Annotated in this window: 25 protein-coding genes and 1 riboswitch; of the genes, 22 read left to right on the forward strand and 3 right to left on the reverse strand. The window is 45.7% G+C overall.

The annotated features are described in order from the left end of the window. Positions 1 to 20: 20 nt before the first annotated feature. The 17 genes from BC8716_RS08020 to BC8716_RS08100 all read left to right on the forward strand — a co-directional run bounded on the left by BC8716_RS08020 (position 21) and on the right by BC8716_RS08100 (position 14,688). Positions 21 to 422 carry a F0F1 ATP synthase subunit epsilon gene (locus BC8716_RS08020; protein WP_094424678.1) on the forward strand — a complete coding sequence of 134 codons (402 nt, stop codon included), beginning with the start codon at positions 21 to 23 and terminating at the stop codon, positions 420 to 422. Between the two features lie 322 nt (positions 423 to 744). Beyond that, positions 745 to 978 (forward strand): DUF1146 family protein, encoded by a 234-nt coding sequence (locus tag BC8716_RS08025; RefSeq protein ID WP_011248683.1) that lies wholly within the window; start codon positions 745 to 747, stop codon positions 976 to 978. A gap of 91 nt (positions 979 to 1,069) precedes the next feature. Next, positions 1,070 to 1,828: a YwmB family TATA-box binding protein gene (locus tag BC8716_RS08030; RefSeq protein WP_142299548.1), complete on the forward strand. Its 759-nt coding sequence runs from the start codon at positions 1,070 to 1,072 to the stop codon at positions 1,826 to 1,828. Positions 1,829 to 1,869: 41 nt separating this feature from the next. After that, positions 1,870 to 3,168: a UDP-N-acetylglucosamine 1-carboxyvinyltransferase gene (murA, locus tag BC8716_RS08035; RefSeq protein WP_094424680.1), complete on the forward strand. Its 1,299-nt coding sequence runs from the start codon at positions 1,870 to 1,872 to the stop codon at positions 3,166 to 3,168. Positions 3,169 to 3,334: 166 nt separating this feature from the next. Beyond that, positions 3,335 to 4,375 carry a stage II sporulation protein D gene (spoIID, locus tag BC8716_RS08040; RefSeq protein ID WP_094424682.1) on the forward strand — a complete coding sequence of 347 codons (1,041 nt, stop codon included), beginning with the start codon at positions 3,335 to 3,337 and terminating at the stop codon, positions 4,373 to 4,375. Between the two features lie 176 nt (positions 4,376 to 4,551). Next, positions 4,552 to 5,412, forward strand: a complete 861-nt coding sequence (spoIIQ, locus tag BC8716_RS08045) for a stage II sporulation protein SpoIIQ (RefSeq protein WP_094424684.1) — start codon at positions 4,552 to 4,554, stop codon at positions 5,410 to 5,412. A 292-nt stretch (positions 5,413 to 5,704) separates the two neighbouring features. Further along, positions 5,705 to 5,801: riboswitch (guanidine-I (ykkC/yxkD leader) on the forward strand. Between the two features lie 52 nt (positions 5,802 to 5,853). Continuing rightward, positions 5,854 to 6,201 carry a DMT family transporter gene (locus BC8716_RS08050; protein WP_094424686.1) on the forward strand — a complete coding sequence of 116 codons (348 nt, stop codon included), beginning with the start codon at positions 5,854 to 5,856 and terminating at the stop codon, positions 6,199 to 6,201. Between the two features lies 1 nt (position 6,202). Continuing rightward, positions 6,203 to 6,517 carry a DMT family transporter gene (locus BC8716_RS08055; protein ID WP_094424688.1) on the forward strand — a complete coding sequence of 105 codons (315 nt, stop codon included), beginning with the start codon at positions 6,203 to 6,205 and terminating at the stop codon, positions 6,515 to 6,517. Positions 6,518 to 6,721: 204 nt separating this feature from the next. Continuing rightward, positions 6,722 to 7,009: a sporulation transcriptional regulator SpoIIID gene (gene spoIIID, locus BC8716_RS08060; protein WP_011248676.1), complete on the forward strand. Its 288-nt coding sequence runs from the start codon at positions 6,722 to 6,724 to the stop codon at positions 7,007 to 7,009. Positions 7,010 to 7,178: 169 nt separating this feature from the next. Continuing rightward, positions 7,179 to 8,183 (forward strand): rod shape-determining protein, encoded by a 1,005-nt coding sequence (locus BC8716_RS08065; RefSeq protein ID WP_011248675.1) that lies wholly within the window; start codon positions 7,179 to 7,181, stop codon positions 8,181 to 8,183. A 12-nt stretch (positions 8,184 to 8,195) separates the two neighbouring features. Continuing rightward, the gene (locus BC8716_RS08070) at positions 8,196 to 8,993 is read left to right on the forward strand and encodes a flagellar hook-basal body protein (RefSeq protein ID WP_094424690.1); all 798 of its coding nucleotides are present in this window, start codon (positions 8,196 to 8,198) and stop codon (positions 8,991 to 8,993) included. A gap of 13 nt (positions 8,994 to 9,006) precedes the next feature. Then, the gene (locus BC8716_RS08075; RefSeq protein ID WP_094424692.1) at positions 9,007 to 9,795 is read left to right on the forward strand and encodes a flagellar hook-basal body protein; all 789 of its coding nucleotides are present in this window, start codon (positions 9,007 to 9,009) and stop codon (positions 9,793 to 9,795) included. Positions 9,796 to 9,816: 21 nt separating this feature from the next. Further along, positions 9,817 to 10,179: a DNA-directed RNA polymerase subunit beta gene (locus tag BC8716_RS08080; RefSeq protein ID WP_257392294.1), complete on the forward strand. Its 363-nt coding sequence runs from the start codon at positions 9,817 to 9,819 to the stop codon at positions 10,177 to 10,179. Between the two features lie 75 nt (positions 10,180 to 10,254). Further along, positions 10,255 to 11,769 carry a spore germination protein gene (locus BC8716_RS08085; protein ID WP_094424693.1) on the forward strand — a complete coding sequence of 505 codons (1,515 nt, stop codon included), beginning with the start codon at positions 10,255 to 10,257 and terminating at the stop codon, positions 11,767 to 11,769. A gap of 15 nt (positions 11,770 to 11,784) precedes the next feature. After that, positions 11,785 to 12,885, forward strand: coding sequence for a GerAB/ArcD/ProY family transporter (locus BC8716_RS08090; protein WP_094424695.1), 1,101 nt, complete (start codon positions 11,785 to 11,787; stop codon positions 12,883 to 12,885). Further along, positions 12,878 to 13,954: a Ger(x)C family spore germination protein gene (locus tag BC8716_RS08095; RefSeq protein ID WP_094424698.1), complete on the forward strand. Its 1,077-nt coding sequence runs from the start codon at positions 12,878 to 12,880 to the stop codon at positions 13,952 to 13,954. The genes BC8716_RS08090 and BC8716_RS08095 overlap by 8 nt, the downstream gene beginning before the upstream one ends. 110 nt (positions 13,955 to 14,064) lie before the next feature. Continuing rightward, a complete protein-coding gene (locus BC8716_RS08100) occupies positions 14,065 to 14,688 on the forward strand; it encodes an FMN-dependent NADH-azoreductase (protein ID WP_094424700.1) in 624 nt (207 codons plus the stop codon). 70 nt (positions 14,689 to 14,758) lie between these two features. On the opposite strand, the gene BC8716_RS08105 is transcribed toward BC8716_RS08100, so the two are convergent. After that, complete coding sequence (locus BC8716_RS08105) at positions 14,759 to 15,517, reverse strand: alpha/beta hydrolase (RefSeq protein WP_094424702.1); 759 nt, start codon at positions 15,515 to 15,517, stop codon at positions 14,759 to 14,761. Between the two features lie 123 nt (positions 15,518 to 15,640). On the opposite strand from BC8716_RS08105, the gene fabZ reads away from it, so the two are divergent. From fabZ to BC8716_RS08120, 3 genes are all read left to right on the forward strand, one after another. After that, positions 15,641 to 16,069 (forward strand): 3-hydroxyacyl-ACP dehydratase FabZ, encoded by a 429-nt coding sequence (gene fabZ, locus BC8716_RS08110; protein WP_094424704.1) that lies wholly within the window; start codon positions 15,641 to 15,643, stop codon positions 16,067 to 16,069. A 174-nt stretch (positions 16,070 to 16,243) separates the two neighbouring features. Continuing rightward, the gene (locus tag BC8716_RS08115) at positions 16,244 to 18,910 is read left to right on the forward strand and encodes a YhgE/Pip domain-containing protein (RefSeq protein WP_169715923.1); all 2,667 of its coding nucleotides are present in this window, start codon (positions 16,244 to 16,246) and stop codon (positions 18,908 to 18,910) included. A gap of 109 nt (positions 18,911 to 19,019) precedes the next feature. Continuing rightward, entirely contained in the window at positions 19,020 to 19,559 is a 540-nt protein-coding gene (locus BC8716_RS08120; RefSeq protein ID WP_094424708.1) for a GNAT family N-acetyltransferase, read from the forward strand. Here the strand turns inward: BC8716_RS08120 and BC8716_RS08125 are convergent. Next, the gene (locus BC8716_RS08125; protein ID WP_094424710.1) at positions 19,546 to 20,037 is read right to left on the reverse strand and encodes a DinB family protein; all 492 of its coding nucleotides are present in this window, start codon (positions 20,035 to 20,037) and stop codon (positions 19,546 to 19,548) included. The genes BC8716_RS08120 and BC8716_RS08125 overlap by 14 nt on opposite strands. A gap of 78 nt (positions 20,038 to 20,115) precedes the next feature. Next, the gene (locus BC8716_RS08130) at positions 20,116 to 20,928 is read right to left on the reverse strand and encodes an arylamine N-acetyltransferase (protein WP_094424712.1); all 813 of its coding nucleotides are present in this window, start codon (positions 20,926 to 20,928) and stop codon (positions 20,116 to 20,118) included. Positions 20,929 to 21,736: 808 nt separating this feature from the next. On the opposite strand from BC8716_RS08130, the gene BC8716_RS08135 reads away from it, so the two are divergent. After that, positions 21,737 to 22,987 carry a C40 family peptidase gene (locus BC8716_RS08135; protein WP_094424714.1) on the forward strand — a complete coding sequence of 417 codons (1,251 nt, stop codon included), beginning with the start codon at positions 21,737 to 21,739 and terminating at the stop codon, positions 22,985 to 22,987. A 147-nt stretch (positions 22,988 to 23,134) separates the two neighbouring features. Then, positions 23,135 to 24,379, forward strand: a complete 1,245-nt coding sequence (locus BC8716_RS08140; protein WP_062745077.1) for a DNA polymerase IV — start codon at positions 23,135 to 23,137, stop codon at positions 24,377 to 24,379. Positions 24,380 to 24,407 lie beyond the last annotated feature (28 nt).

Below are 24,407 nucleotides of genomic sequence, written 5' to 3' on the forward strand. Positions count from 1 at the left end.
CCGACAGAGGAGGGATACACGTGGCAACGATACAAGTCAGTGTCATCACGCCTGACGGGGCTGTCTATGAAGGAGATGCCGAATTGGTTGTCGTTAAGACAGTGGAAGGCGAACTTGGCATCAAAGCAAAACATATTCCGCTTGTCAGTCCGCTTGCTGTTGGCCCTGCTCGGTTCATCAAAGAAGGGAAAGAAGAACAGGTCGCGGTTTCTAGCGGTTTCGTAGAAGTCAGGCCAGACCATGTCTCTATTTTGGCCGAGGCGGCCGAACGTCCCGAGCAAATTGACACCGAACGTGCCCAAAAGGCAAAAGAACGTGCCGAGCAGCGGTTAGCAAGTGAGCATGTTGACAGAAAGCGGGCGGAAGCAGCCCTTCAACGTGCGATCACAAGAATGGATGTCGCCAAACATAAAGGCGCATAAGCTGGCAACATGCAATCCAACATAAAAATGTCAAAAATCCCGTAAGATCGTTTAAAGATTGGCGGGATTTTTGACATTTTTTTATTGAAAAACCGGTTATAAAACATAGCAGAAGTGGTATGAAAACGTTAATGGGGCCTCTCTCAACAATTGCGTCATTTTGTGACAAAACGTTCAAAAAATAAACTGTGTAAAATCAGTAAATCGGGACGTTAAACGCTGGCTTTTTTGAAACAAATCCGTTATGATGGTTAATGGATTGCAAACGTTTGGCTTGACAAGTGCTTAACTGCAATCAACAGCAAGAAATGGGGTCGTTTTTTTGACGGACGGATTAGGTTTGGGAGCATTCATACATATTGTCGTGAATCTTCTTTGTCTTGTAATCGCTTGGTGGGCTCTTGAGTCGTTTCGCTTCGATCTGTTCGTTAAAAATCCAAAAAGCAAACAAGCTGCGTTGCTTAGAGTCATGTGTGCGATTGCTCTTGGTACTTTAGTCGCTCGCTTTCTCCTTGATTACTTTCAAGCAACACAACTTTTGCCCTATTTATTTTAGTGAAAAGAACCCTCATCTTTTATGTATGCATTTTCTCCAAAAGGTAAAAATGGTACTAATAAGACCATGGCGTTAAAGGGAGAGAACGTACATGCAAAAGATGATAAAAGCGGGTTTTTTGGCGTTTGTGATTGGGATTTGCGGGGCAATGGTTTTTGCACCCACACATGAAAAAAACAAGGATCAATTGCTTTTTGCGAAAGCAGAAGCGATGCTCGAATTAGCGAAACAGGAACAATTGCATGTCATTAGTTGGCAAGTTCGAGCAAAAGGAAATGAAGAAGTCCTTCATTCTAAAGGCGAGTATGAGCAAAAGGTCGATGCCTTTGCAGCCGAGCATCCAACTTTTGAACGGCAACCTTTGGAATCAAATCAGGACAGTTGGAGTGAAGTGTTCATTCAGGATATGGGGAACGGCCTGCAAGAAGTCGTTAAGTGGCTTGCTGTAAAGGACGAAGGCCAAATCATCCTGGTGAAGTCGTACGAGCTTATAGCGAGTACGGAAGAATCCGTTTTCGATCAAGCCCTATTAAAGGAACGCCTGAACCGTTTGGAAATGGAGTCAGCTTTGCTTTTTTACCAATTGACAGCTGAAACAACCACATTAAATGACGATTCGTTGTTCGCAACTGGCAAACGTTACACGGAGCAGCTTGGGGCAACAATCCAAGAAGTGCTGAAAGAAGAAACGTTTGTGTCTTTGTCTGCGTACAATAATGAATGGGACACTGGAATTGCTTTAGTAAACGGAAACAACATGAATGTTCAAGTTGCCTTGAGACAAAACCCAGACTTGGGCCAGCAGACAAGAGTAACTTTAGGAACGCCTATAATTACGACTGAATATTGATAATATAGAAGAGAAAAAATACTGACGCGGAGGGGAATACGTTGGAAAAAATCATTGTCCGTGGCGGCAACAAGCTGCACGGCTCCGTGAAGGTAGAAGGCGCAAAAAATGCCGTTCTGCCTGTCATCGCAGCATCGATATTAGCTGAGCGTGGTGCAAGCATCATTGAAGAAGTGCCATCACTTACAGATGTATATACAATGAAGGAAGTATTAGCGAATTTGAATGTGGGAGTCGAATATGAAAACGGCCGTTTTGCCGTTCGTGCAGACCGCCCACTAAAAACCGAAGCTCCGTTTGAATATGTGCGCAAAATGCGTGCCTCTTTCTTAGTGATGGGCCCGCTTTTGGCACGTGTAGGCCGTGCGAGAATCGCGTTGCCAGGCGGTTGTGCCATCGGTTCACGTCCTATCGAACAGCATCTTAAAGGGTTTGAAGCGATGGGAGCAACGGTTGAAATCGGAAATGGCTTTATTGAAGCACGCATTGATGGAAAACTCCAAGGGACAAAGATTTATTTGGATTTCCCAAGCGTGGGGGCAACAGAGAACATTATGATGGCTGCTGTTTTGGCAGAGGGAACAACCATCATTGAAAATGTCGCAGAAGAGCCGGAAATTGTCGATTTGGCCAATTACCTTAATGCTATGGGTGCAAAGGTTCGTGGTGCAGGGACCGGCGTTATTCGCATTGACGGCGTAGACGCTCTCCAAGGAGCCGTTCACTCCGTTATACCTGATCGGATTGAAGCAGGCACTTTTATGGTGGCAGCGGCTATTACAGGAGGCAATGTGTTTGTCGAGGGAGCGATTGCTGAGCACATGCGTCCCCTAGTTGCCAAAATGCGTGAAATGGGTGTCGATATTATTGAAGAAGAAGCAGGTCTGCGTGTAATCGGCCCTGAACAGCTCAAAGCTGTTGATATTAAAACGATGCCACATCCAGGTTTTCCAACAGACATGCAAGCGCAAATGATGGCGTTGCTTCTTCAGGCAGAGGGCACGAGTGTCGTTACGGAAACTGTATTTGAGAACCGGTTTATGCATGTAGAAGAATTCCGTCGCATGAACGGAAACATTAAAATTGAAGGTCGCTCAGCGATTGTATCTGGGCCGACAAGTCTACAAGGCGCGGAAGTCGGAGCAACGGATTTAAGGGCTGGTGCAGCGCTTGTGCTTGCGGGACTTGTCGCTGATGGTTATACACGTGTAACGGAATTAAAGCATTTGGATCGTGGATACGTCAATTTAACTGAGAAATTGAAAGCATTAGGCGCAGACATTGAGCGTGTAGAAGAACATCAAGAAAATGAGTCCTTGGAAGCTGCTGAACTTATCTAATCTATTTCCGGGGAAATGGTCGAATATCGTCAAAAAAGATTGTTTGCCATTATGGAGTATGTCACATTTGCTGACATACTGTGTATGGCCGACAATCTTTTTTGCATTCATTTCTGAGGCAGACGTTCATAGACTATAGTGTTGGAACAAATAATGGAGGTCTGCCATGAAACGGATAATCCTATTTGCAGCAATGCTGATCGTCATTGTGCTAATCGTTCCCACTGTAATGGTTGCACTTGGAAAAGACGGCGAAGATTTAACCGAGTCAGCTTTTGGACTAGCCCCGATCGAGAAAAAACAAGAAGCAGGACAAACAGAAGTACGCTCTGAGCAAGTGGCAGCGAAACACACCAATGGACCTGACATTGCCGTTTATCGCTCCAACGCTGAATCGGTGGAACAAATCGATTTGGAAGATTACGTAGTTGGTGTGGTAGCGTCTGAAATGCCGGCTGACTATGAAGTCGAGGCTCTTAAAGCACAGGCGTTAGCCGCAAGGACATTTGCCGTCGCGCAAATGAAAAACGGCGACAAAAATGGGAATGTCCCACAAGGGGCGTTAGTAACGGATACAGTTGCCCATCAAGTCTATCAAAGCAAAGATGAATTAAAAGAGAAATGGAAAGACGAGTTCGACTCAAACTGGGAGAAAGTCGAAACGGCAGTACGGGACACGAGTGGGGAAATTATTACGTATGATGGTGAACCAATTACTGCCTCCTTTTTTTCAACAAGCAATGGCTTTACCGAAAATGCCGAAGATTATTGGGAACAAGAGGTGCCTTACTTAAAAAGTGTACCAAGTCCATGGGATAAGCAATCTCCTCGTTTTGCTAATGAAACAGTCATTCCTATAAGTGAATTTGAAGCTGCTTTAGGGATCACACTCCAAAATGACGGATCAATTGGTACGATTGAAGCAAGGACAGCAGGCGGACGAGTGGAGACTGTAACGTTTGAAAATAAAACATTGTCAGGCCGAGAAGTCCGGGAAGCGCTTGAACTGGATTCATCTGATTTTTCATGGCATGTAAGCAATGGCCAAGTCGTCATACAAACGAAAGGCTGGGGACATGGCGTTGGTATGAGCCAGTATGGAGCAAACGGGATGGCCCAAGAAGGAAAAACGTACAAAGACATTGTCCAATATTTCTACAAAGATGTCGAAATTGACAGCATGGACGAACTTGTCCCGACTAGTTAATACATGCAAGCCGATTGCAACACGATTCATAGAGTAGAAGCCAGCAGCCTGTGACAAGGGCTGCTGGCTTTTTCGGCAGCGGCGGTGTGGCGCGAATAGCTTTGGAAAAATTTTTTCCTTTGCCATGTATATATTTCTAGCAAAGTGCTCAGAATGGTTGGCAGAGGTGATGAGAAATGAAAGAAGAAAAAAATTCTTCTAAAAAAGTCGATATCCAAAGTTTTATGCGCAAACGTTGGGTTATGCCTGCTGCTTATTTGGTTGTTGGCGCCGGTCTCTTAAGTGCTGTTTTCTTTTTGCAAAATGGGGAGGATAGCGCAGATCCGGAAGAAATGCCAGTACAAGAGCAGGAAAATCAGCAAGATGAGCCAACTGTTCCTGTTAATGTCGGCGATGAGACATTGCACATGCCCGTTGCGAACGAATCTGAATTTGAGCAAGTAGGATTCTTTTACGATCCAGAAGCCGATGCACAAGAGCAAGAACAAGCGCTTGTATTTTATGACAATGTTTACCGCCAAAATAAAGGGATTGATCTAGCAAGCAAAGACCAAGAAACATTCCCTGTTCAGGCGGCAATGAGTGGCACGGTTACGAAAGCGATGAAGGATTCTGTCCTCGGTTATGTAGTTGAAGTCGATCATGGCAATGGCATCACCACTCACTACTCTAGTTTAGAAGGCATTGAAGCTGAACAAGGCGCAGAAATTAGCCAAGGCGATGTAATCGGTAACGCTGGAAGCAATGTGTATGATGAGGAAGCAGGCGTGCATGTTCACTTTGAAATCCGCAAAGACGGAGTGGCCATGAACCCTTACGATGCGTTTAACAAATCACTAGAAGACATCAATGATGCGTTTCCTTTAGGCGAAAAGGATAAGAAAGGCAAAGAGAACGAAAAGCCTGATGAAAATGACAAAGCCAAGGAAAACGAAAATGATAAAGCCAAGGATAATGAAAAAGACGGTGACTCTAAGAAAGATAAAGACGAGAACGACAAGCCGGCTGAAAATAAGCCAAATGAAATCGAAGAGTAAACCTTTGAGCGCCTAAAAAGGTGCTCTGAGGTTGTCGACAACGTCGACAAAATCGTCCAGACTGATAGAAAACGCTTGTCAGCCGAGGCGCAAAACCGAGTGAAGATACGAATAGAACGTGGGTTCATGAGTAGATGAACGAGGTGAGCAACGAAGGATGCGAGCGTTTGTCTACAGTCTGTGAGCGCCTAAAAAGGTGCTCTTTTTGTTTACTGTTTTCATGCTCCTTGATGTGCAGGACTTTGTTCTTGAGAGGAAAGCCACTCCGTGCTAGACTAGAGTAAAATGATCGCACAAATGCGCCTAGGGTTCCGCTTCATTTGTAAGGGCTGGTCCGAGAGGTGCACACGGCGTCTGCCGTGACACGGAGGGATAAAAGCCCGGGAGACATTCTACGAATAGCTCCTGGGCTTTTTGTGTGCGTAAGAAGTGGAGGATCAAATGAGTAAACACTGGATATTCATTGTTGTGGCCGCTTGTTTTGAGATCGGCTGGGTCATCGGGCTGAAACATGCCTCAACGATTATGGAATGGGGTTTAACCGTAGTGGCGATACTTGCAAGCTTTGTCCTGCTAATTGCCGCTACAGCAAGGCTGCCTGTTGCGACCGCCTATGCCGTTTTTGTCGGGCTAGGTACGGCAGGGACGGTTATCGCAGAAACACTCCTGTTTGGTGAGCCATTTGAGCTAGTCAAGGCACTATTAATCGGTTTGCTATTAACTGGCGTCATCGGCTTAAAACTGGTTACGCCAGGGGAGAAACCTAAACCGGAAAAAGGAGTAAGTTAAGATGGCTTGGGTGTATGTGATTGTGGCTGGTTTGTTAGAGATGTTTGGTTTGGCGATGATGAACCGTTTTAAGCTCGAAAAAAAGCTGTTGCCATTGGTGTTGCTTGTCATTGGTTTTTCGGCGAGTTTCTTCCTTTTGTCACTCGCAATGGAAACATTGCCTATGGGCACAGTTTATGCTGTGTGGACGGGAATAGGGGCTTTTGGAGGAGCGGCAATCGGCATGTTTGTTTATGGCGAACCGAAAACCGCTTCAAGGATTTTTTTCATTTTCCTAATATTAGGTTCGGTCATTGCTTTAAAAGCAGTTAGTTAACCAAACGAACATAGAGCCTTGTATCGGGAAAAACATTTTTGGGTTTTTCTTTTTGTACACTTGATAAAACGTGTTCGTGGAAATGAAAGGAAGCATGCCAAAGAGTCAAGAAATAAAGCTTGACCTATGAAAAGATGGTATAACGAGGACGCCTCCCTAATACACTTTACCAATCACCCATACAGAATTAGGGAGGCGAGTCGTGTGCACGATTACATCAAAGAGCGAACTATCAAGATTGGCAAGTACATTGTTGAGACGAAAAAAACGGTGCGAACCATCGCAAAGGAATTTGGCGTCTCAAAAAGTACTGTACACAAGGATCTCACCGAACGTTTGCCGGAAATCAATCCAGAGCTTGCAAATGACGTAAAGGAGATACTTGAGTACCACAAGTCCATTCGCCACTTGCGGGGCGGTGAAGCGACAAAAGTCAAATACAAGAAGACAATTGAAGTGGGAGACCAGCCAATCGTAAAATCACGGCAATAAAATTTCGACAAATTCTTCTTTTCTCCTGTGTTTATGGTACTATTTATACTAGGCATATGTGCGCGTTTCAATTAACCTATACGTTTGTTCGATACATACTTAAATTCATCTAGGCGCACAACTATTCGTTACTATTTACTGTTAAGGAGAATAAGGAGGAAATCGATGTATGTTTGGCCGTGATATTGGAATTGACTTAGGGACAGCGAATGTGCTTATTTATGTGAAAGGCAGTGGGATTGTATTAGATGAGCCTTCTGTCGTTGCTCTTGATACGACAACAAACCGCGTCCTTGCTGTTGGAGAAGAAGCGTTTCGCATGGTTGGACGGACACCAGGAAACATTGTAGCCATTCGGCCGATGAAGGATGGCGTCATTGCAAACTTTGAGATGACAGAGTCAATGTTAAAGCACTTTATGGATAAAATTCAAGTAAAGGGTTTTCTTTCAAAGCCGCGGATTTTAATTTGTTGCCCTACGAATATTACGTCAGTTGAGCAAAAAGCGATTCGCCAGGCAGCGGAAAAGAGCGGCGGAAAGAATGTCTATTTGGAAGAGGAACCAAAAGTGGCGGCCATAGGAGCTGGGATGGATATTTTCCAGCCGAGCGGTAATATGGTCGTCGATATAGGTGGCGGCACAACGGATGTAGCAGTGCTATCGATGGGTGATGTTGTCACCGCCTCTTCCATCAAGGTGGCAGGGGATCGTTTTGATTCTGACATTTTATCGTACATAAAAAAAGAGTACAAACTGTTAATTGGAGAACGAACATCTGAAGAAATAAAAAAGCAAGTGGCTACTGTTTTTCCTGGTGCACGTTCGGAGGAAATGGATATCAGAGGTCGCGATATGATAAGTGGCTTGCCGCGTAACATCACGATTTCGACGAAAGAAATTGAAAAGGCATTAGTAGAGTCCGTTGAATACATTGTCCAGGCGGCTAAGCAAGTATTAGAAAAAACACCTCCAGAGTTGTCTGCCGATATTATTGATAAGGGCGTAATGTTAACAGGAGGCGGAGCGCTGTTGCATGGGATGGATACGCTGCTTGCAGAAGAATTAAAGATCCCTGTACTAATTGCAGAAGAGCCAATGCATTGCGTGGCCAGGGGAACAGGAATCATTTTAGAAAACTTGGACAAGATGTCCAGTAAAAAAGTTCAGTTGTAAAGGAGGGACGGGATGTTAAAAGGGCTTTACACAGCAACAAGTGGAATGCTTGCTGCCCAATACCGCCAAGATATGCTAGCCAATAATTTAGCCAACGCCCAAACGCCTGGCTATAAAGCAGAGCAATCGGTTTCCAGAGCTTTTCCAACGTTTTTAATGGAAGCGCAAAGCATTTCTAAGGCAGGCACTGTGCAAAAACAAGGGCTTGGCAGTTTATCAACAGCCGTTTATTTGCAGGAGCAACAAACCAATGCCCGGCAAGGCGATATTCAAGAAACAGGCAATACGACCGATTTAGCGCTTCTCCAAACGGGACTTGAGGAGAATAACGCTGTCTTTTTTGCCGTGATGACGGAAAATGGCGTACGGTATACGCGCAACGGGGACTTGCAAGTGGATAGCCAAGGGCGGCTAGCGACTGCAGGGGGGCATTTGCTCCAAAGTACAGAAGGCGGACCGATCCAAGTCGACTCAGAGTCATTCTCAGTCGATGAAAGTGGTGCTGTTGTCGTAGCTGGCGAAAACCGGGGAACAATAGAAATCGTACTAGCTGACAACGCCAATGAGTTAGAACGGGAAGGAGACGGCTTGTATATGCTGGAAAATGGAGAGTTGCCAAGCGCCCACGGCAATCCAGCAATTGATTTTTCCATTCGCCAGGCAGCGATTGAACGCAGCAACGTTGACACAGCGTCATCAATGAACGCTATGCTTAGCGCTTACCGATTATTTGAAGCGAACCAAAAAGTGGTGCAGGCATATGACCAAAGTATGGACAAAGCAGTTAATGAGGTAGGACGTTTAACATAGGGGAGGACGATCAATGAGTATTGGGCATACAGCCGCAGCTACGCTTTCACAGCTGCAAGCAAAGATTGACACGATTTCCAACAATATGGCCAATGCGGAAACAACGGGCTTTAAACGGCGGTCTGCTTCGTTTGCGGATGTCTTGACTTCAGAGTATTTGAACCAACCTAATGAAAACAGGCAGACGCCCCATGGCTTGCGAGTCGGCACAGGCGCAAAGTTAGCACAAACGCAAATTCAACTAGAACAAGGCACGTTACGTGAAACAGGGCGTGCGCTCGATTTTGCCTTGACCGAAGCGGATCTCTTCTATAACATTGAGACCGTAGCAGGCACGAGGCTCACGCGCGACGGTACGTTTTACTTTTCTCCACAAGCAGTGGGCAACGGCTTGGAACTCGTAACGAGCGACGGCAACCGTGTGCTTGACAGCGACGGAGAGGCGATTGTCATGCCAGGGGATACGGTTTCCTTGGAATGGAGGGACGGCAATTTGTTTGCCCAACTCGGCAACGGAGGCGAACAGCAAGTTGGTTCTTTTGCGCTGACACGCGTGCTGCGGCCGCAAACACTTGAATCCGCAGGCAACAATTTGTATGTTCTTCCGGAGCTTCCAGGCGTTTCAGAAGAAGTGGAGGCCGCAGACGAGCATATGAAACAAAACATGCTCGAACAAGCCAATGTCGACTTAGGCTTGGAAATGGCTGAATTGATGGAGACGCAGCGCCTATTGCAATTTCAAGCGAGGGCTTACTCGTTTGCAGATGATATGGCTGGTTTAGCGAACAACATTCGCCGTTAATGGAGTGAGGAGGTGGCGTGCTTGGCTCAAGACGGACAAACAAAAAAAGCAGATGAGCCTTTGCAACAAGGCGAGGAACCATACGATGTTGAAACAGAGCAGGCAGCTGGACGCCTTGATGTGTCGCCAAGTGCCACCCCTGATAAAACAGACGACCCGACAGAAGAGCGAGAAGAAAGGCACGCCGCTGATCTCTACAAACGTGAACGGATTCGCCTGTTCCCTATTTGGCTGCGCCTGATTGTCGTGATTGTGCTGGCAGGCGCATGTTTGCTTTGTGGGCTTGTCATCGGTTTTGGCGTCATAGGCGAAGGGGAGAATATGTGGGATGTCCTCGATCCCGATCTTTGGTACCGGATTATCGATAATATTCAAGGAGACTGAGAAAAACGCAGTCTCCTTTTTTGTATGAATACGTCCTTCTTTCGCATACTAACAGAAAAAGAAGGGGGTGTCCGTGTGCCGTTTTTTTTACATAAGAAAAAGAAACAGCCGACATTTCCCGTACTTACTACTCTTGCGGAAGTTTTGCAAGCGGCAAAGCAATCAAGCGATTTTGTGGAACAAGTGGAAGCAAGTAAGGATGGGGAGCCGATTCATGTCTACTATTATCAATCTTTAATAGACATGGAGCGGATTGCCCCAAATGTGCTTCATCCCCTTAAACAGGTCGACGGCATTTCCAACAAAGCATTAAAAGAAGCATTATATAGCACCGAGATGGAACAGCTTGGGGACGCAATGGAAATAGAAAAGCGGCTCTTAAAAGGGAGCGTGCTTATTTCTTTTAAGGAAAATGGGGCACGGCAAAACTGGTTAGTTGATTTGGCTTATATGAAAGGCCGGGAAATGAATGTCCCAGAAATTGAATTCAGTGTATTTGGCTCGAAGGAGTCGTTTATTGAAGCAGTGGAAACGAATCTAGCGTTGCTGCGCAAAAGAATCCCTTCGTCTGATTTGCACATGGTTAAATTCGTCGTTGGAAGCGAAACGAAAACGGACGTATACGTCATCTACTGTGCCTCGATTGCCAATGAAGAAAATGTCCAAACGGTAAAGCAACGAATCAAAGGCTTGCAAATTGATCAAGTTCCTGATTCATCGACGATTTTACAAGTGATTCAAGATAATAACTATTCGGTATTCCCACAGCTCGTCGATACAGAACGCCCTGATCGGACGGCGGGGGCATTGCTTGAAGGAAAAGTAGCCGTGCTCGCAGATGGAGCGCCGCAAGCATTGCTTGCCCCGGTGACGGCGCTGGAATTTATTGTCGCCTTTGAGGATTATTTATTGTCTTGGCATACAGCCTCTATGCTCCGGATTATTCGGATAGGCGCTGTTTTGTTTTCCATTTTTGCGACACCGTTGTATGTGGCTGTATTATCCTACCATCCGGAAATGATTCCCCAGGATTTGTTTGCGACACTTGTCGTCTCACGCACAGCGGTGCCGTTTCCACCCATTATAGAAGCGTTGTTTTTAGAAGTAACGATCGAGCTTCTTCGTGAAGCGGGAGCAAGACTGCCAACAAAAATTGGCCAAACAATCGGCATTGTCGGCGGGATTGTTATTGGGACGGCAGCGGTAGAAGCCGGGTTAACGAGCAATGTCTTATTGATTATTGTGGCTCTCGCTGCCCTTGCTTCTTTTACTATTCCCGTCTATCGCATGGGCACGACGATTCGGATTGTCCGCTTTCCGTTTATATTGGCTGCCCAAATATGGGGGTTGATCGGTATTGCCATTATGTTGATTTTCACTCTGTGCCATCTGCTTTCGCTGACCTCTTTAGGGAGGCCTTATATGGAGCCGATCTATCCATTTTCCTTCAAAGACATGAAAGACTCTATCATTCGCTTACCGATTTCGCAGCAAACAATGCGTCCTCGATTTTTGCAAGCAAAGCAGCAAAAGCGTTTTTTGCCGAAACACAACCGACAGCAAAAGCCTGATATTGATGACGGCTATTAAAGGAGGAAAACGATTGTGGCTACTGAACTGCCAAGCAGCGTAAAAGTCCCTCCGTACATGGCGTTTTTCCTTGTACATGGTATGCAGGTCGGTGTAGGCATCCTCGGCTTTTCACGCTATATTGCTGACGTAGCTGGCTATCGAGCATGGATCGCCGTTTTGCTTGCTGGGGCAATAAACCAACTCATTATTTGGATGGCTTTTCGGATAATCAGCAAAGCGGAGAGCGGGGATCTCTATGGGATGGCTAAGCAAGCGCTTGGAAAGTGGGGCGGCGGGCTCGTTGTGTTCCTGTTTGTCTTTTATTTCGCAATGCTGGCGGTCGTCGTGTTACGGACCTATATCGAAGTCATCCAAGTATGGATTTACCCAGAATTGATGACTTGGTCAATGGCATTGATCGTTTTATTGGTGGAGTACTATGCGATTGTAAAAGGGTTTCGGGTAGTGGCAGGTTTGAATTTTATATTTGTCCTGATACCGACCCTTTTATGGCCAACTGTGCTGCCTGTACTTGAATTTGCAGAGTGGTACCATTTGACCCCTTTGTTTGACACAACGTGGAAGAAACAAATAGAGGCAGCGTTCCTGTTGACGTTAAGTTTTTCAGGTGCAGAATTGCTGCTTGTGTACGCGCCTTTTTTAAAGAAGGGCAAAGGACTACAACTTTCAGCCCATTTAGGTTCAGCATGTACAACGCTCGTCTACTTGCTTGTTGTATTTGTCACCTTTCTTTATTATAGCCACGAACAATTGACGCTGACGATTTGGCCAACGCTAAGTGCATGGAAAGTCGTGTCTCTCGTCTTTATTGAACGGATCGAGTATTTGTGCATCGCGATATGGTTGACTGTCATCTTTCCAAACATTGCCCTTGCGATTTGGGCAAGCAGCAGGCTATTGAAACAACAGCTCGGTGTTCGGCATCGCACGACGGCAAAAGTGGTTGTTTTTCTTGTGTTTATCGCCACTATTCAATTCGATACGCGCAGAGCGATCAATGCGTTGAACGATGGAATGAATTATGTCGGTCCGCTGTTTATTTTCGGTCTTCTTCCGCTTTTATGGGCTGTCAGCTTGTTTTTAAAAAAGAAAGGGGACGCTTCCCATGTATAAGGCCTTGAAAGTATCTATGCTGGCGCTTCTCCTTTTTTTGCCCCTTTTCTCCGTAGTCACGACAAGGGTGATCGATGAGCTCCAATTAATCTCGGTCATTGGTTTTGATAAAGGGGAAGAGGGCGCTATAAAAGGGACTGTTAGCTTGACCTCGTATTCGGTTGAAGAAGAAACGAAAAATACGGCGCTGTCAGCGGAATCTAATTCAACGCGAGCGCTCCGACTGAAATTTAACAGCATGTCTTCCCGTCCACTCCATGGGGGGAAAATATCATCGATTTTGCTAGAAGACCAGTTAGCGGAAGGCGGCATTTTTGATGTACTTGATACGTATTACCGCGATCCGACTGTAGCGACGAAAGCGTATTTGAGTGTGACCAATGGGACAACGCAGGGGCTCCTAAACGTGCAATTCCCATTGCAATCTGAAATTGGTGCCTATTTAAAAGACATGCTCGACCATAACATTACTCAAGGCAATTTGCCGCAATCGAATATGCACTTGTTTATGAGGGCTTATTTTGAACAAGGCCATGATCCGTTTTTGCCGTACCTTTCCTATAGCGAGCGAAATTTGCAAGTAGATGGAATTGCTCTTTTTAAACAGGACCGTTTAATTGATACATTGAGCTTAGAAGAATCGTTTTTGCTCAAGCTGTTAACCGATGGCTACGATAAGGGCGGTGTGATTGAAATCCGACTAGATGAAGGCGAGCATGTCGCCGTTTTGCGTGAGCTTCGCTCTGATACTGATGTGCATGTTGATTTAAAAACACGGACACTGTTCATTGATGTCGGATTGCGGACACGACTGAGTGAATACTCAGGCGGGCTTTTGCAAGAAGAGAAGTTGCAACATATTACTTCAGAAGCAAATGCTTCCTTGCAGGAAGGAATGAAGCGGCTTTTGCAAAACTTGCAGGAAAAAGAAGTAGACCCAATTGGTTTTGGCGCCAGACAGATCGGAAAGAATGGGCTAAACGAAGAAGAGTGGTACCAGCTATATAGCAAGCTAGCTGTCGATGTTCGAGTAAGTACCCACATTGTGGAATCCGGCGTCAGCCAATAACAGTTTCAAAAAGGAGACTGACGATCAAAAAAGTGCCTACTAGACGATTAAAATCGAAGGTGTACAATAGTACATGCGACAATTATTCGTAACTAGGAGGAACTTGTAACATGGCAACAGTGTTAATGATAAATGCAAGCGACCGTCTTGAGCAAGGCGTTAGCGTGAAAATGTATAATCAATTTTTGAATTCGTATAAGGAAGCCCATCCTAATGATACAGTGGAAGAGCTTAACTTGTTCGCTGAAAAACTTCCTTATTACGGAAATACAGCGATTACCGGCCAATATAAAAAAGCGCAAGGCATGGAATTGACTGGCGAGGAAAAAGAAATCGTTGAGACGATTGAACGCTATCAAGAACAGTTCCTGAATGCTGATAAAGTCGTCTTTGCCTTTCCATTGTGGAACTTCACGGTGCCTGCACCGCTTATTACGTATTTGTCCTATCTTGCGCAAGCAGGCAAGACGTTCCGCTATACGGAAACAGGCCCAGTTGGACTCGTTGGTTCTAAAGAAGTCGCTTTGTTAAATGCCCGTGGCGGCGTTTATTCGAACGAAGCGATGGCAGCTTCAGAAATGGCGGCAAACCTCGTTCGGACGACAATGGCATTCTGGGGCATCACTCAACCAGTAGAAGTCATTATTGAAGGCCATAACGCCGTCCCTGACCAAGCAGAGGCGATTATTTCTGAAGGCTTGGAAAACGTTAAAAAAGTTGCCGTTGCCTTTTAATAGGAAACGTGTGCCAGTTGCCAGTCAGGCAACTGGCGCTTTTTCATTTGTGCCCTGTATGCGTGCCTAATTATTTCAATAAACCATCTTTTCGCAACGACAAAAGCCAGTTGTCGATGCAACGATCCCAATAATCCCATGTATGGCCCCCTGGCCCTTCAGAATAAACGAAAGACGCGCCTACTTGCCGGGCCTCTTCTAGAAAAGAGGTGTTCATATCATACAAAAAATCCTCCGTTCCACAATACTGGTACAGATGCGGGAGTTCGACATTTTCGGCGATGCTTGTTTTCAGCAAAGCGATTAAATTGCCCCCTGAGTGACTGACAGCAAGGGATTCGCCAAACACAGCTTTCATATGAGGCATTCTTTCCGGGATAGGTGCTTCCAATAAACTTTTTAAAACAAGGGCGCCTGAAAAGCTAGCTGCAGCCTGAAAGCGCGCAGTATCGTGGAGCGCCCATTTAAATGCACCAAAACCGCCCATCGACAATCCAGCAACAAACTGGTCTTCCCGTTTGTCTGAGAATGGGAAAAGTCGGGCAAGCTGCTCAGGCAATTCGGCTGTTAGAAAGGTGAAATAAGGGCTGCCGTAAACCATATCCGTGTAATAGCTCAAATCGACATTTGGCATGACCACAGCTATTTGCTCTCGAATCGCATAACGTTCAATGCTTGTTTGTCGCAACCAGGCAGAATGGTCGTCGCTCCACCCATGAAGCAAGTATAATGTTTTGAAGGGTGGCGGCGCTTCGTCGGGCAAAATGATCGCCAAGCTTGTTTGCTTTCCTAATGTGTGAGAATGAAACTGCATTGTTATGAGAGCCATTGATTAAACGCCTCCTTAATCTGATTATAGCCTATTTGAAATCGCTTTCATAGAGGGGTGCTGCCGATAGCCAGGCAATATGGTAAGATAAAGCGGGAAAGATTCGAAAGAGGAGGCGATCCGATGTTAACGGTTGAAGAAATTAAAGCACTTATCCCCCACCGCTACCCGTTTTTGCTTGTTGATAAAGTGATTGAGCTTGAAGCGGGCAAACGAGCGGTCGGCATTAAAAATGTTACGATCAATGAAGAGTTTTTTAATGGCCATTTTCCTCATTATGCTGTAATGCCTGGTGTCCTGATTGTTGAAGCATTGGCACAAGTGAGCGGAGTTGCAATCGCAAAAGCGCAGGAAGGGACGAACAAAGTCGGCTTGTTTGCCGCCATCGACGGCTGTAAATTTAAACGTCCTGTCCGTCCTGGGGACCAACTGCGGTTAGAAACTGAGGTTACGCGTGTAAAGGGACCGATTGCCAAGGCGACTGGGACGGCGTATGTCGATGGCGAAGTCGCTGCACAAGCAGAAATGACGTTTGCCTTTAAAGACGTCTAGAAATTTTACATCTTTTTTGTTGTTCTTTCAGATCCAATCCAAGAGAACAAACCCTTGCCGTACAAGGGTTTGTTCTCTTTTATGCTCTTCGTGGATAAATATTGTCTATTTTGAGTCGCTCATGTATGATTAGGAAATACTAATGTTGATGATGGAAGGAGTAGGATGGTTTCAATGAAGCAAATTAGCCAAATTGTAAAACAGGATTTGCGCAATTTAAAGCGCGTGCCGCTTGTTGCGCTTTTGCTTGTTGGCTTGGCATTTTTGCCGTCATTATATGCTTGGTTCAATGTCGCTGCTTCTTGGGACCCTTATAGCAACACGGGCCAAATCAAAGTGGCCGTTGTGAACGAGGATGCCGGCGCTGAAGTAAACGGAGAACAGTTTAAAGTTGGAGATGAGCTTGTTGAAAATCTCAAAAAGAACGACAAAATGGGTTGGACGTTTGTCGATCGAGCCACGGCTGAAGAAGGAGTCAAAAAGGGCGATTATTACGCAAGTGTGTATATAGGCAAAGACTTTTCCGAAAAGTTGACGAGCGTCCTTGACGGGGAGCCAGCCGCTCCTGAAGTTCGCTATACAGTCAACGAAAAACTGAATGCGATTGCTCCAAAAATGACGTCAGCAGGTGCTTCTACGATTGTCGAGGAAATTTCTGAGCAATTTTTAGAAGAAGCATCTACTGCGTTGTTTACAGAATTTAACGAGATTGGCGTTGAACTTGAGAATGAATTGCCAACGATTCGTAAAATCGAAAACAATATTTTTAAGCTAGAGGAACGGTTTCCAGAGATCAATGAGCTAGGGGAAAAGGTGCTTGAACTTCAAAACGACTGGCCTGTGATCAAGGAAAAAGTCGAAAGCGTCATCGGGATGACGGAACATTTTTCAGACATAAACGAAGCAGCTGGGTACGTATTGGAGATTGAAGAACGATTGCCGGAAATCCATACGCTTAGCGAGCGCCTCGCCCAGTTGGAAGAACGGGTTCCTGAAATAGAGGCGGCAGCGGACAAACTTGTAGAAATTGGCGGCCACTTTGGCGAAGTGGAAGAGCAAATAGGGGAAGCGCTCGAAATCGTTCAGACAGCCCAGGAAGCAATTGGGCGCGCCCAGGAGGCGCTGCCACATGCTGCTGAAATGGCCGATCATGCACAAGATTATTTAGAAGGCGCCCAAAATGTCCTGAATGAAGTAGAAGGGGCGATCGATCCTCTGGTTGATGTGATCAACCGGCAAGCAAGCTTTGTCGAGCAAGGCGCAAACGCAGTCGAGGCAGCTCTGTCAGGCGATTCATCGGACGCGCTTTTGGAACAGCTTCGTTCAGCCAATGAGGTGCTTGCTGCAAATGGGCAAGCATTAACGCAAGCGATCAACTTTCTCAGTGAATTAAATGAACCATTGCCTGGTAAAGAGCTAAGTCCGGCAATTGATTCCCTTGCCGAAGCACGAGACAAAACGAGCAGTTTGCAGGAGAACGTTCAGTCGGCCATCGCTACATTGGAGGCAGGAGGAGAGCTTGATTCACAAACGGTAGAGTCTTTAAGAGAACAAGCGCAAGCGACGGCTCAATCTGCCCAACATGTTCAACAATACTTGGCGAACGGCGGGGCAGATGTCATTAAAGGGGCCGTTAGCCAATTAGGCCAGGCGGCTGAGGATGCAGGCGACGATTTGGCTGCTGCTGAAGAACGCCTCCCTGATCTTGAGGAGATGTTAAATCAAGCTTCAGCGATTAGCGTAACAGGAGAAGAACAACTCAACAATTTGCTGGAAGAGTTGCCTGCCATTGAAGAACGTGTCAATGAGGCGATTAACTTAGTTGAAAATGGACTGCCAGAAGTGATTGCGACCATTAAGGGCATCAACGCGTTTATGAGCAACGATTTTCCAGCAATTGAGGAACGAATTCATGAAGCCGCCGATTTTATCCGTGACGATTTGCCATCATTGGAAGAAGAATTCTCTGAGATGGCAGAAAAAGTCGAAGAAGCTCTTCCTGAATTTGAGGAAGCGTTAAACCATATCGCTACATTTGTGGAGGGGGAATTGCCAGGGCTAGAGGAGACAGTTGGCGAGGCAGCTGACCGCATCCGCGAGTTTGAAGAAAATACCGATCTCGAAGAAATAATTGGATTGCTGAAAAACGATATTGAAAAAGAGAGTGCGTTTTTCGCAGAACCAGTCAAACTAATTGAGGATCAATTGTACTCCGTTCCAAACTACGGGTCAGCCAATGCGCCATTCTACACAGCCCTTTCTCTGTGGGTCGGCGCGTTGCTGCTGGCGAACTTGTTAAAAACCGATGTTCATCCAGTCGATATGAGGGAAGAATACAAGGCGCACCACATTTATCTAGGTCGCCTCGTGCTGTTCTTGTTAGTCGGTTTCTTCCAAGCGCTCATTGTCAGCATTGGCGATCTCCTTGTACTCGGAGTCTATGCGGCCCATCCCGTTTGGTTCGTCGTGTTTTCCGTACTGGTTGGTTCCGTTTTTATGACGATTGTTTACACGCTAGTGTCGGTGTTTGGCAATATCGGTAAAGCGTTGGCCATTATTTTTATGGTGCTGCAATTATCAGGTGCTGGAGGAACGTTTCCAATACAAGTAGCACCGCCATTTTTCCAAGCGATCCATCCCTTTTTGCCGTTTACGTATGCGATTAATTTGCTAAGGGAGGCAGTTGGGGGAATCGTCGCTGAAGCAGTCTGGATCAATATTGGCGTGCTTGTCCTCTTTCTTGTACTCGCTCTGCTGTTCGGCTTGTTGTTGAAGAAGCCACTTGCCGAGCGAATGCAAAAAACAACGGAAAAATCCCGGTCGAGCCGGATGATTGATTGACTGAGCAAAGGAAGGCGGGAAACACCTTCCTTTGCTTTTTTTAACGGGGTAGTTTCCTTTATCAACAATTTCTAGGTATAATAGAAAAGCATAAAAGGGGGGAGGACAAATGAGGATAACTGGCACTACCGTTTACTTAAGGCCTGTGCAAAAAAACGACATGAGTAGCTTTTTTAATGCTGTCCAAGATGAAGAAATACGCTATATGACTGGCACAACAAAGACATTTACAATGGAGCAATTGTATGAACACTATGAGCGAATGACCAATGATGAGCAGCGCTTTGATTTTGCGATTTGTTTGCTCAATAGTGATGAGGTGCTTGGTGATTTATCGATATTAGAAATCGACGAGGCTAACCAAAAAGCCGGGTTTAGAATTGCCTTGCATCATCCACAGGTTTTTAATAAAGGGTACGGAACAGAAGCAATCCAATTAGCACTTCGATTTGCCTTTGAGCAACTTAAACTAAACCGGCTACAATTGGAAGTGTTCTCTCATAACATAAGAGGCATAAAAGCATATGAAAAAGCAGGTTTTAAATTAGAAGGCGTATTGAGGCAGTCCCTTTATGTTAATAATCAATACTCAGACGAGATCATTATGGCGATACTACGGACGGATTACGATGAACTTAAAGATACTTGAAAAAAACATAATCGGTCGGCACGCCTGCTAGACCCAGTTGCCGCAGCATCGCCGTAATGTTGCCGCGATGGTAAGTACCATGGTTCACGACATGGAAAACGAGGTCTTCTACTGGACAAACCAGCTTGCCGAACCGTGGGTGTTCAATTTCAATTGTCCTGCTCAGGTCGTTGGCAGCGAAAAATTGTCTAAAGCTTTGTGCTACTTCTCGGTAAGCTTCCTGATAAGTTGCCAAAGAGGCACCAGCCACTTGCTTGCTTTTTTCGGTCCTTATGACGACGATATCGTTAAAATCTTTTTCCTGCATAGCATTAAGCCATGTAATGTCTGCTATATAAATATGGGTAAGCACTTCCGCTATTGAAGAAAACACGCTCGTTACTTGGCGCGTTAACAGTCCTTCTTCCTGGTCGCTCAGGTGGGCAAAAACTTTGTTGTTGGCCCATACGTGGTAATCATATAATTGGCTCGCGTTCATATGTCCAGCTCCTTCGGTTAATTGACGCTACAGACTAATTCGTTACGGGACTTCAAAAAACCTTCTCCGCTTGCAGTTTTAGGCTTGTTTAGCAAAAGGGTCGATTCCAATTTTAGCGAGTGCAGCGATTGCTTGCCGAACAGGCAAATTTGGCAAGTTAAACTCATTGGCCAGCACGTTTTCAATGGCACAAACGGAAGAGAGGGTCGTCGTTGTCCGTTCACCATTGCTTTTACTAATCGTAAAGCGGTTATTAACAAGCGAGACGCTTCTTTGTTGGTGAAGCTGGTACAATTGGCAACGCAACAGCCCCATGAATGTCGCCGTTGGCTGATAAGAAGCAGAAACGAGCCCTTGGAAATCAGCGATTTGGTAGCTTTTCTCCTGTTGAAAAGACCACGTTTTTCCGGTTTGTGCTCCATTCAGGTAGCGTTTGTAATCGAATAACCGATCTTCTCTCGCGGTAATTGCAACGACATCATTGCCAAATTTGCGTTCTGTTTTTCGCAAGTGAAGAGGCACTGCTTCAAAGAATGGTGCCGCCGCGCCACAATCGACGTAATAACGAGTGCCGTCGAGCAATACGATTATGCCCATGTGCTCGCCGCCAAGCATAGCCAGTTGGCTGTTAAAACCGAGTTGGTTCAATAAAAGATGGACGTTTCCGTTGATTGAATAACAAGTTCCCCCAGCATCGAGTGTGCGCCGCCCTTGAAGAAACTCATGTACAGTAGGCAATTCTTCCCCCCCGTTTTGCCAACGGGCCAGTTTGCTTATGTTCTCAAACGGGAATGTTTGCAAGTGGGCTGTACATATTGCATTGAGAAAAGGGAGTGAAGGCGGTTGCCGTTCTAGTCCCAATAGCTGCAAATAGACTTTTGACTCGGCCATTTTTAAATTACCTCCTCTTTTTAATTTAACCGTACCAGGAAATGCCTTTAGCGTCTTCAGCTTTTTCGTGTATTCGCCTCTCCATCTTTTGGCTGAGAAGTGCTAGCAATAAAAACGAACATATTTTTGTAAACGTCATTTTTCCCAAGTATGATTTATATGTTGACTTGAAAAGGGTTGCATGCTAATTTTTTATGGAGGGGATAGGAATGTTTTTTTCTTCAAAAGGACTAACATGCGATTCTTGCAAAAGGGAAATAACTGAAAATGAAAAAATAGCGATTGTAGCGTATGCTAATGAAATAAATGGGATCACAAACTTAAAAAAATTTGCTGATTTACATACTACTCTTTGTTCAAACTGTATGAATAACTCTTGACGTAACCTACTATCAAGGTTGCGTTTTTGGTGTCCCCTACATTGTCCTTGACAAACACTAAGGGAGTATCTTTCTATTTCACTTGTCGTACCTATCTGTTTGGAGAATCTCAGGCCTTACCTCCTACATCATTAATAAAAATCCCTCTAGCATCTTCCTTTTGGTGACCTCTCTATCAGGAGAAATCCGATTAAGGGATTTTCCCAACCTGTTCCCTGAAAAGCGGGGAAAACCCCGCCCAGTCTTGATTTTTACATAAAAGGATAGAGGGGGAGGCATTTTTGTAATATTACATTTCAATTACATCGGTAGTCCAGCCACCATATTTCGTTTAAAATTTACATTCCATAGCCGATATAATTCACGAAGGCAACATTCTGTCGAAAAAGGAAAATGAATGAAAAATCACTTTAGAAGGAGGCATTTTCTTGGCACAATCTACTTTCAATAAAGTGCTGTTCTCTTCTGCCGTTGTGGCGGGTATTGCCGTAGTCGCCCCACAAGATGCAGATGCAGCGCTCGGCGACCGTACACTCCGTCAGGGCATGTCTCATCCCGATGTGACTGAACTGCAAAATGCTCTAAAAGAAAAAGGGTTTTTTACATACGGCACTGCTACAGGCTATTTTGGTACGCATACAAGAGATGCGGTGATTGCTTACCAAAAAGCGAACAACCTTCTTGTTGACGGGATTGCTGGCCCACAGACGCTAAGTTCTTTGAAAGGCGCGGCTGTATCGGCACCGAATAACAATGGGAATAAAACGGCTGATACGCAGCCATCTAGCAAGACAAGCCTTCTGCGTGTAGGCAGCCGCGGTGGCAGTGTGACAGCGTTACAAGAAGATCTGCGCAAGCTTGGCTTCTTCAACCAATCTCCTACCGGCTACTATGGCACGGTAACGCGTGATGCGGTGCGTGCTTTCCAACGGGCGAACAACTTGCAAGTTGATGGGATTGCTGGGCCGGCCACACAAGCAGCGCTTAAAAACGGCGGTAATCGTGCTTCAGGAAATGATACTTCTTCAAAAAGCAAGCCTGCGTCAACGGGCGTGCTTCGTCTCGGCGATCGCAGCAGCCAAGTGACCGATTTGCAAAATCAGCTGCGCTCTCTCGGCTACTTTAATCAGAATGCAACAGGCTATTATGGTGAGGTGACCCGTTCGGCTGTGCGTGAATTCCAAAAAAACAATGGTCTGACCGCTGATGGGATTGCTGGGCCGCAAACATTTGCGAAACTTAGCAACAGCCCTGCCCCTGTGAACAAAAACCAAACGGTAAACAACAATCAACCTTCTCAGACGAACCAAAACGCAAGCGGGCTTGTTTCAGGCCTGATCTCTAGCGCACAGTCTGCCATTGGCGTCCCATATGCTTGGGGAGGCACTTCTATGTCTGGGTTTGACTGTAGTGGGTTTATCCAATACATTTTCCGGCAAAATGGCGTTAGCGTTCCTCGAACTGCTGCGGAACAATGGAATAAGGGCACATCTGTTAGCTCACCGAGTGTAGGCGATGTTGTCTTTTTTGAAACCTATAAAGCCGGCCCTTCTCATAATGGCATCTATATAGGCGACAATAAATTCATTCATGCTGGCTCTTCCCGGGGAGTTGAAGTCGCTGACATGAACAATAGTTACTGGAAACCAAGATACTTAGGTGCTAAGCGCCTTCATTAAGAATCAGGCTTTTGCCTGGTTCTTTTTTTGCTCTGACAATAGGAGAGTAATGGCAAAAAATACCGAACGTCTATTCGTTTTTTCTCTTGAATAGGGAACGCATATTCGCATATACTAGAATCAGAAGCAAAGGGGAGGGCAACAAACATGAAGCGGGCAAATGTCATTTTTCTTGTTGATATGGAATCGTTTTATGCGTCGATCGAACACGCGGCCAATCCCCAGTACGATGGGCGCCCCCTTGTCGTTTCTGGTGACGTGAATCGGAGAAGCGGCGTCATTTTGGCGGCATGCCCATTAGCAAAGGCTAAGGGAGTGCGAAATGCTGAGCGCTTATTTGAGGCGCAGCAAAAATGCCCAGACTTAGTCGTTGTGAAACCACATATGCAGCGCTACGTTGATATTTCCCTACAAATTTCAAAAATTCTTGGCACGTTTACTGATTTGGTTGAGCCCTATTCGATTGATGAACAGTTTATGGATGTGACTGGGAGCCAAAAGTTGTTTGGCCCCCCTTATGAGATAGCAGAAAAAGTGAAGCAAGCCATTATGGACCGCTTTGGCGTAAAAGCAAGAGTTGGCATCGGCGAAAACAAAGTATTGGCAAAACTAGCATGCGACAATTTTGCCAAAAAAAGCAGTGAAGGGATTTATTGGCTTAGAAAAGACAGCCTTGATCTTGATTTGTGGTGCTTGCCGATTGAAAAACTGTTTGGCGTTGGCCGAAAAATGAGCGTCCACCTTCGCAATATGGGGATTCGAACGATTGGCCAACTGGCGCAAACGGATGGCGCACGGATAAAAAAACGTTTTGGCGTCCACGGCCAAGTCTTGTGGATGTCAGCCAATGGCGAAGATTACTCGCCTGTAACGAGAGCCGCCCATGCCCGCCGTAAAGGGTATGGAAATGGCATGACGCTGCCTCGGGACTATGTGAAAAAGGAGGACATTTGTGTCGTGTTGCTTGAGTTGTGCGAGGAAGTATGCGCGCGTTTAAGGCAGGATGGCTGGATGGGGAGTACGGTTTCCCTAAGTGTCAATGGTGCCGATTTTGTTGAAAAACGCGGGTTTCACCGGCAGTATACGATTCCTTTTGAAACCAACATTACAATGGAAGTATACGAAGCGGCGTGCGCGTTGCTAGAACGGTTTTGGGACGGCTATCCAATCCGCCGTTTAAGCGTAGGCGTGAGCAACTTGCAAAGTGACCAAAATTGGCAGCTTAGCTTATTTGACGACAATGCGAGCAGGGATCGTCTGTCAACGATTGGTTATGTGATGGACGGCATCCGCCAAAAGTATGGGAAGCTCGCGATCCAGCGTGCTTCTTCGTTGCAAAAAGCGTCACAGCTTCGAGACAGAAGCCAAAAAATTGGCGGCCATTATAAATGAGCCGTTCAAAAAAGCTCCCCGTGCTAGG

This window comes from Shouchella clausii, assembly GCF_002250115.1.
GTDB lineage: Bacteria > Bacillota > Bacilli > Bacillales > Bacillaceae_D > Shouchella > Shouchella clausii.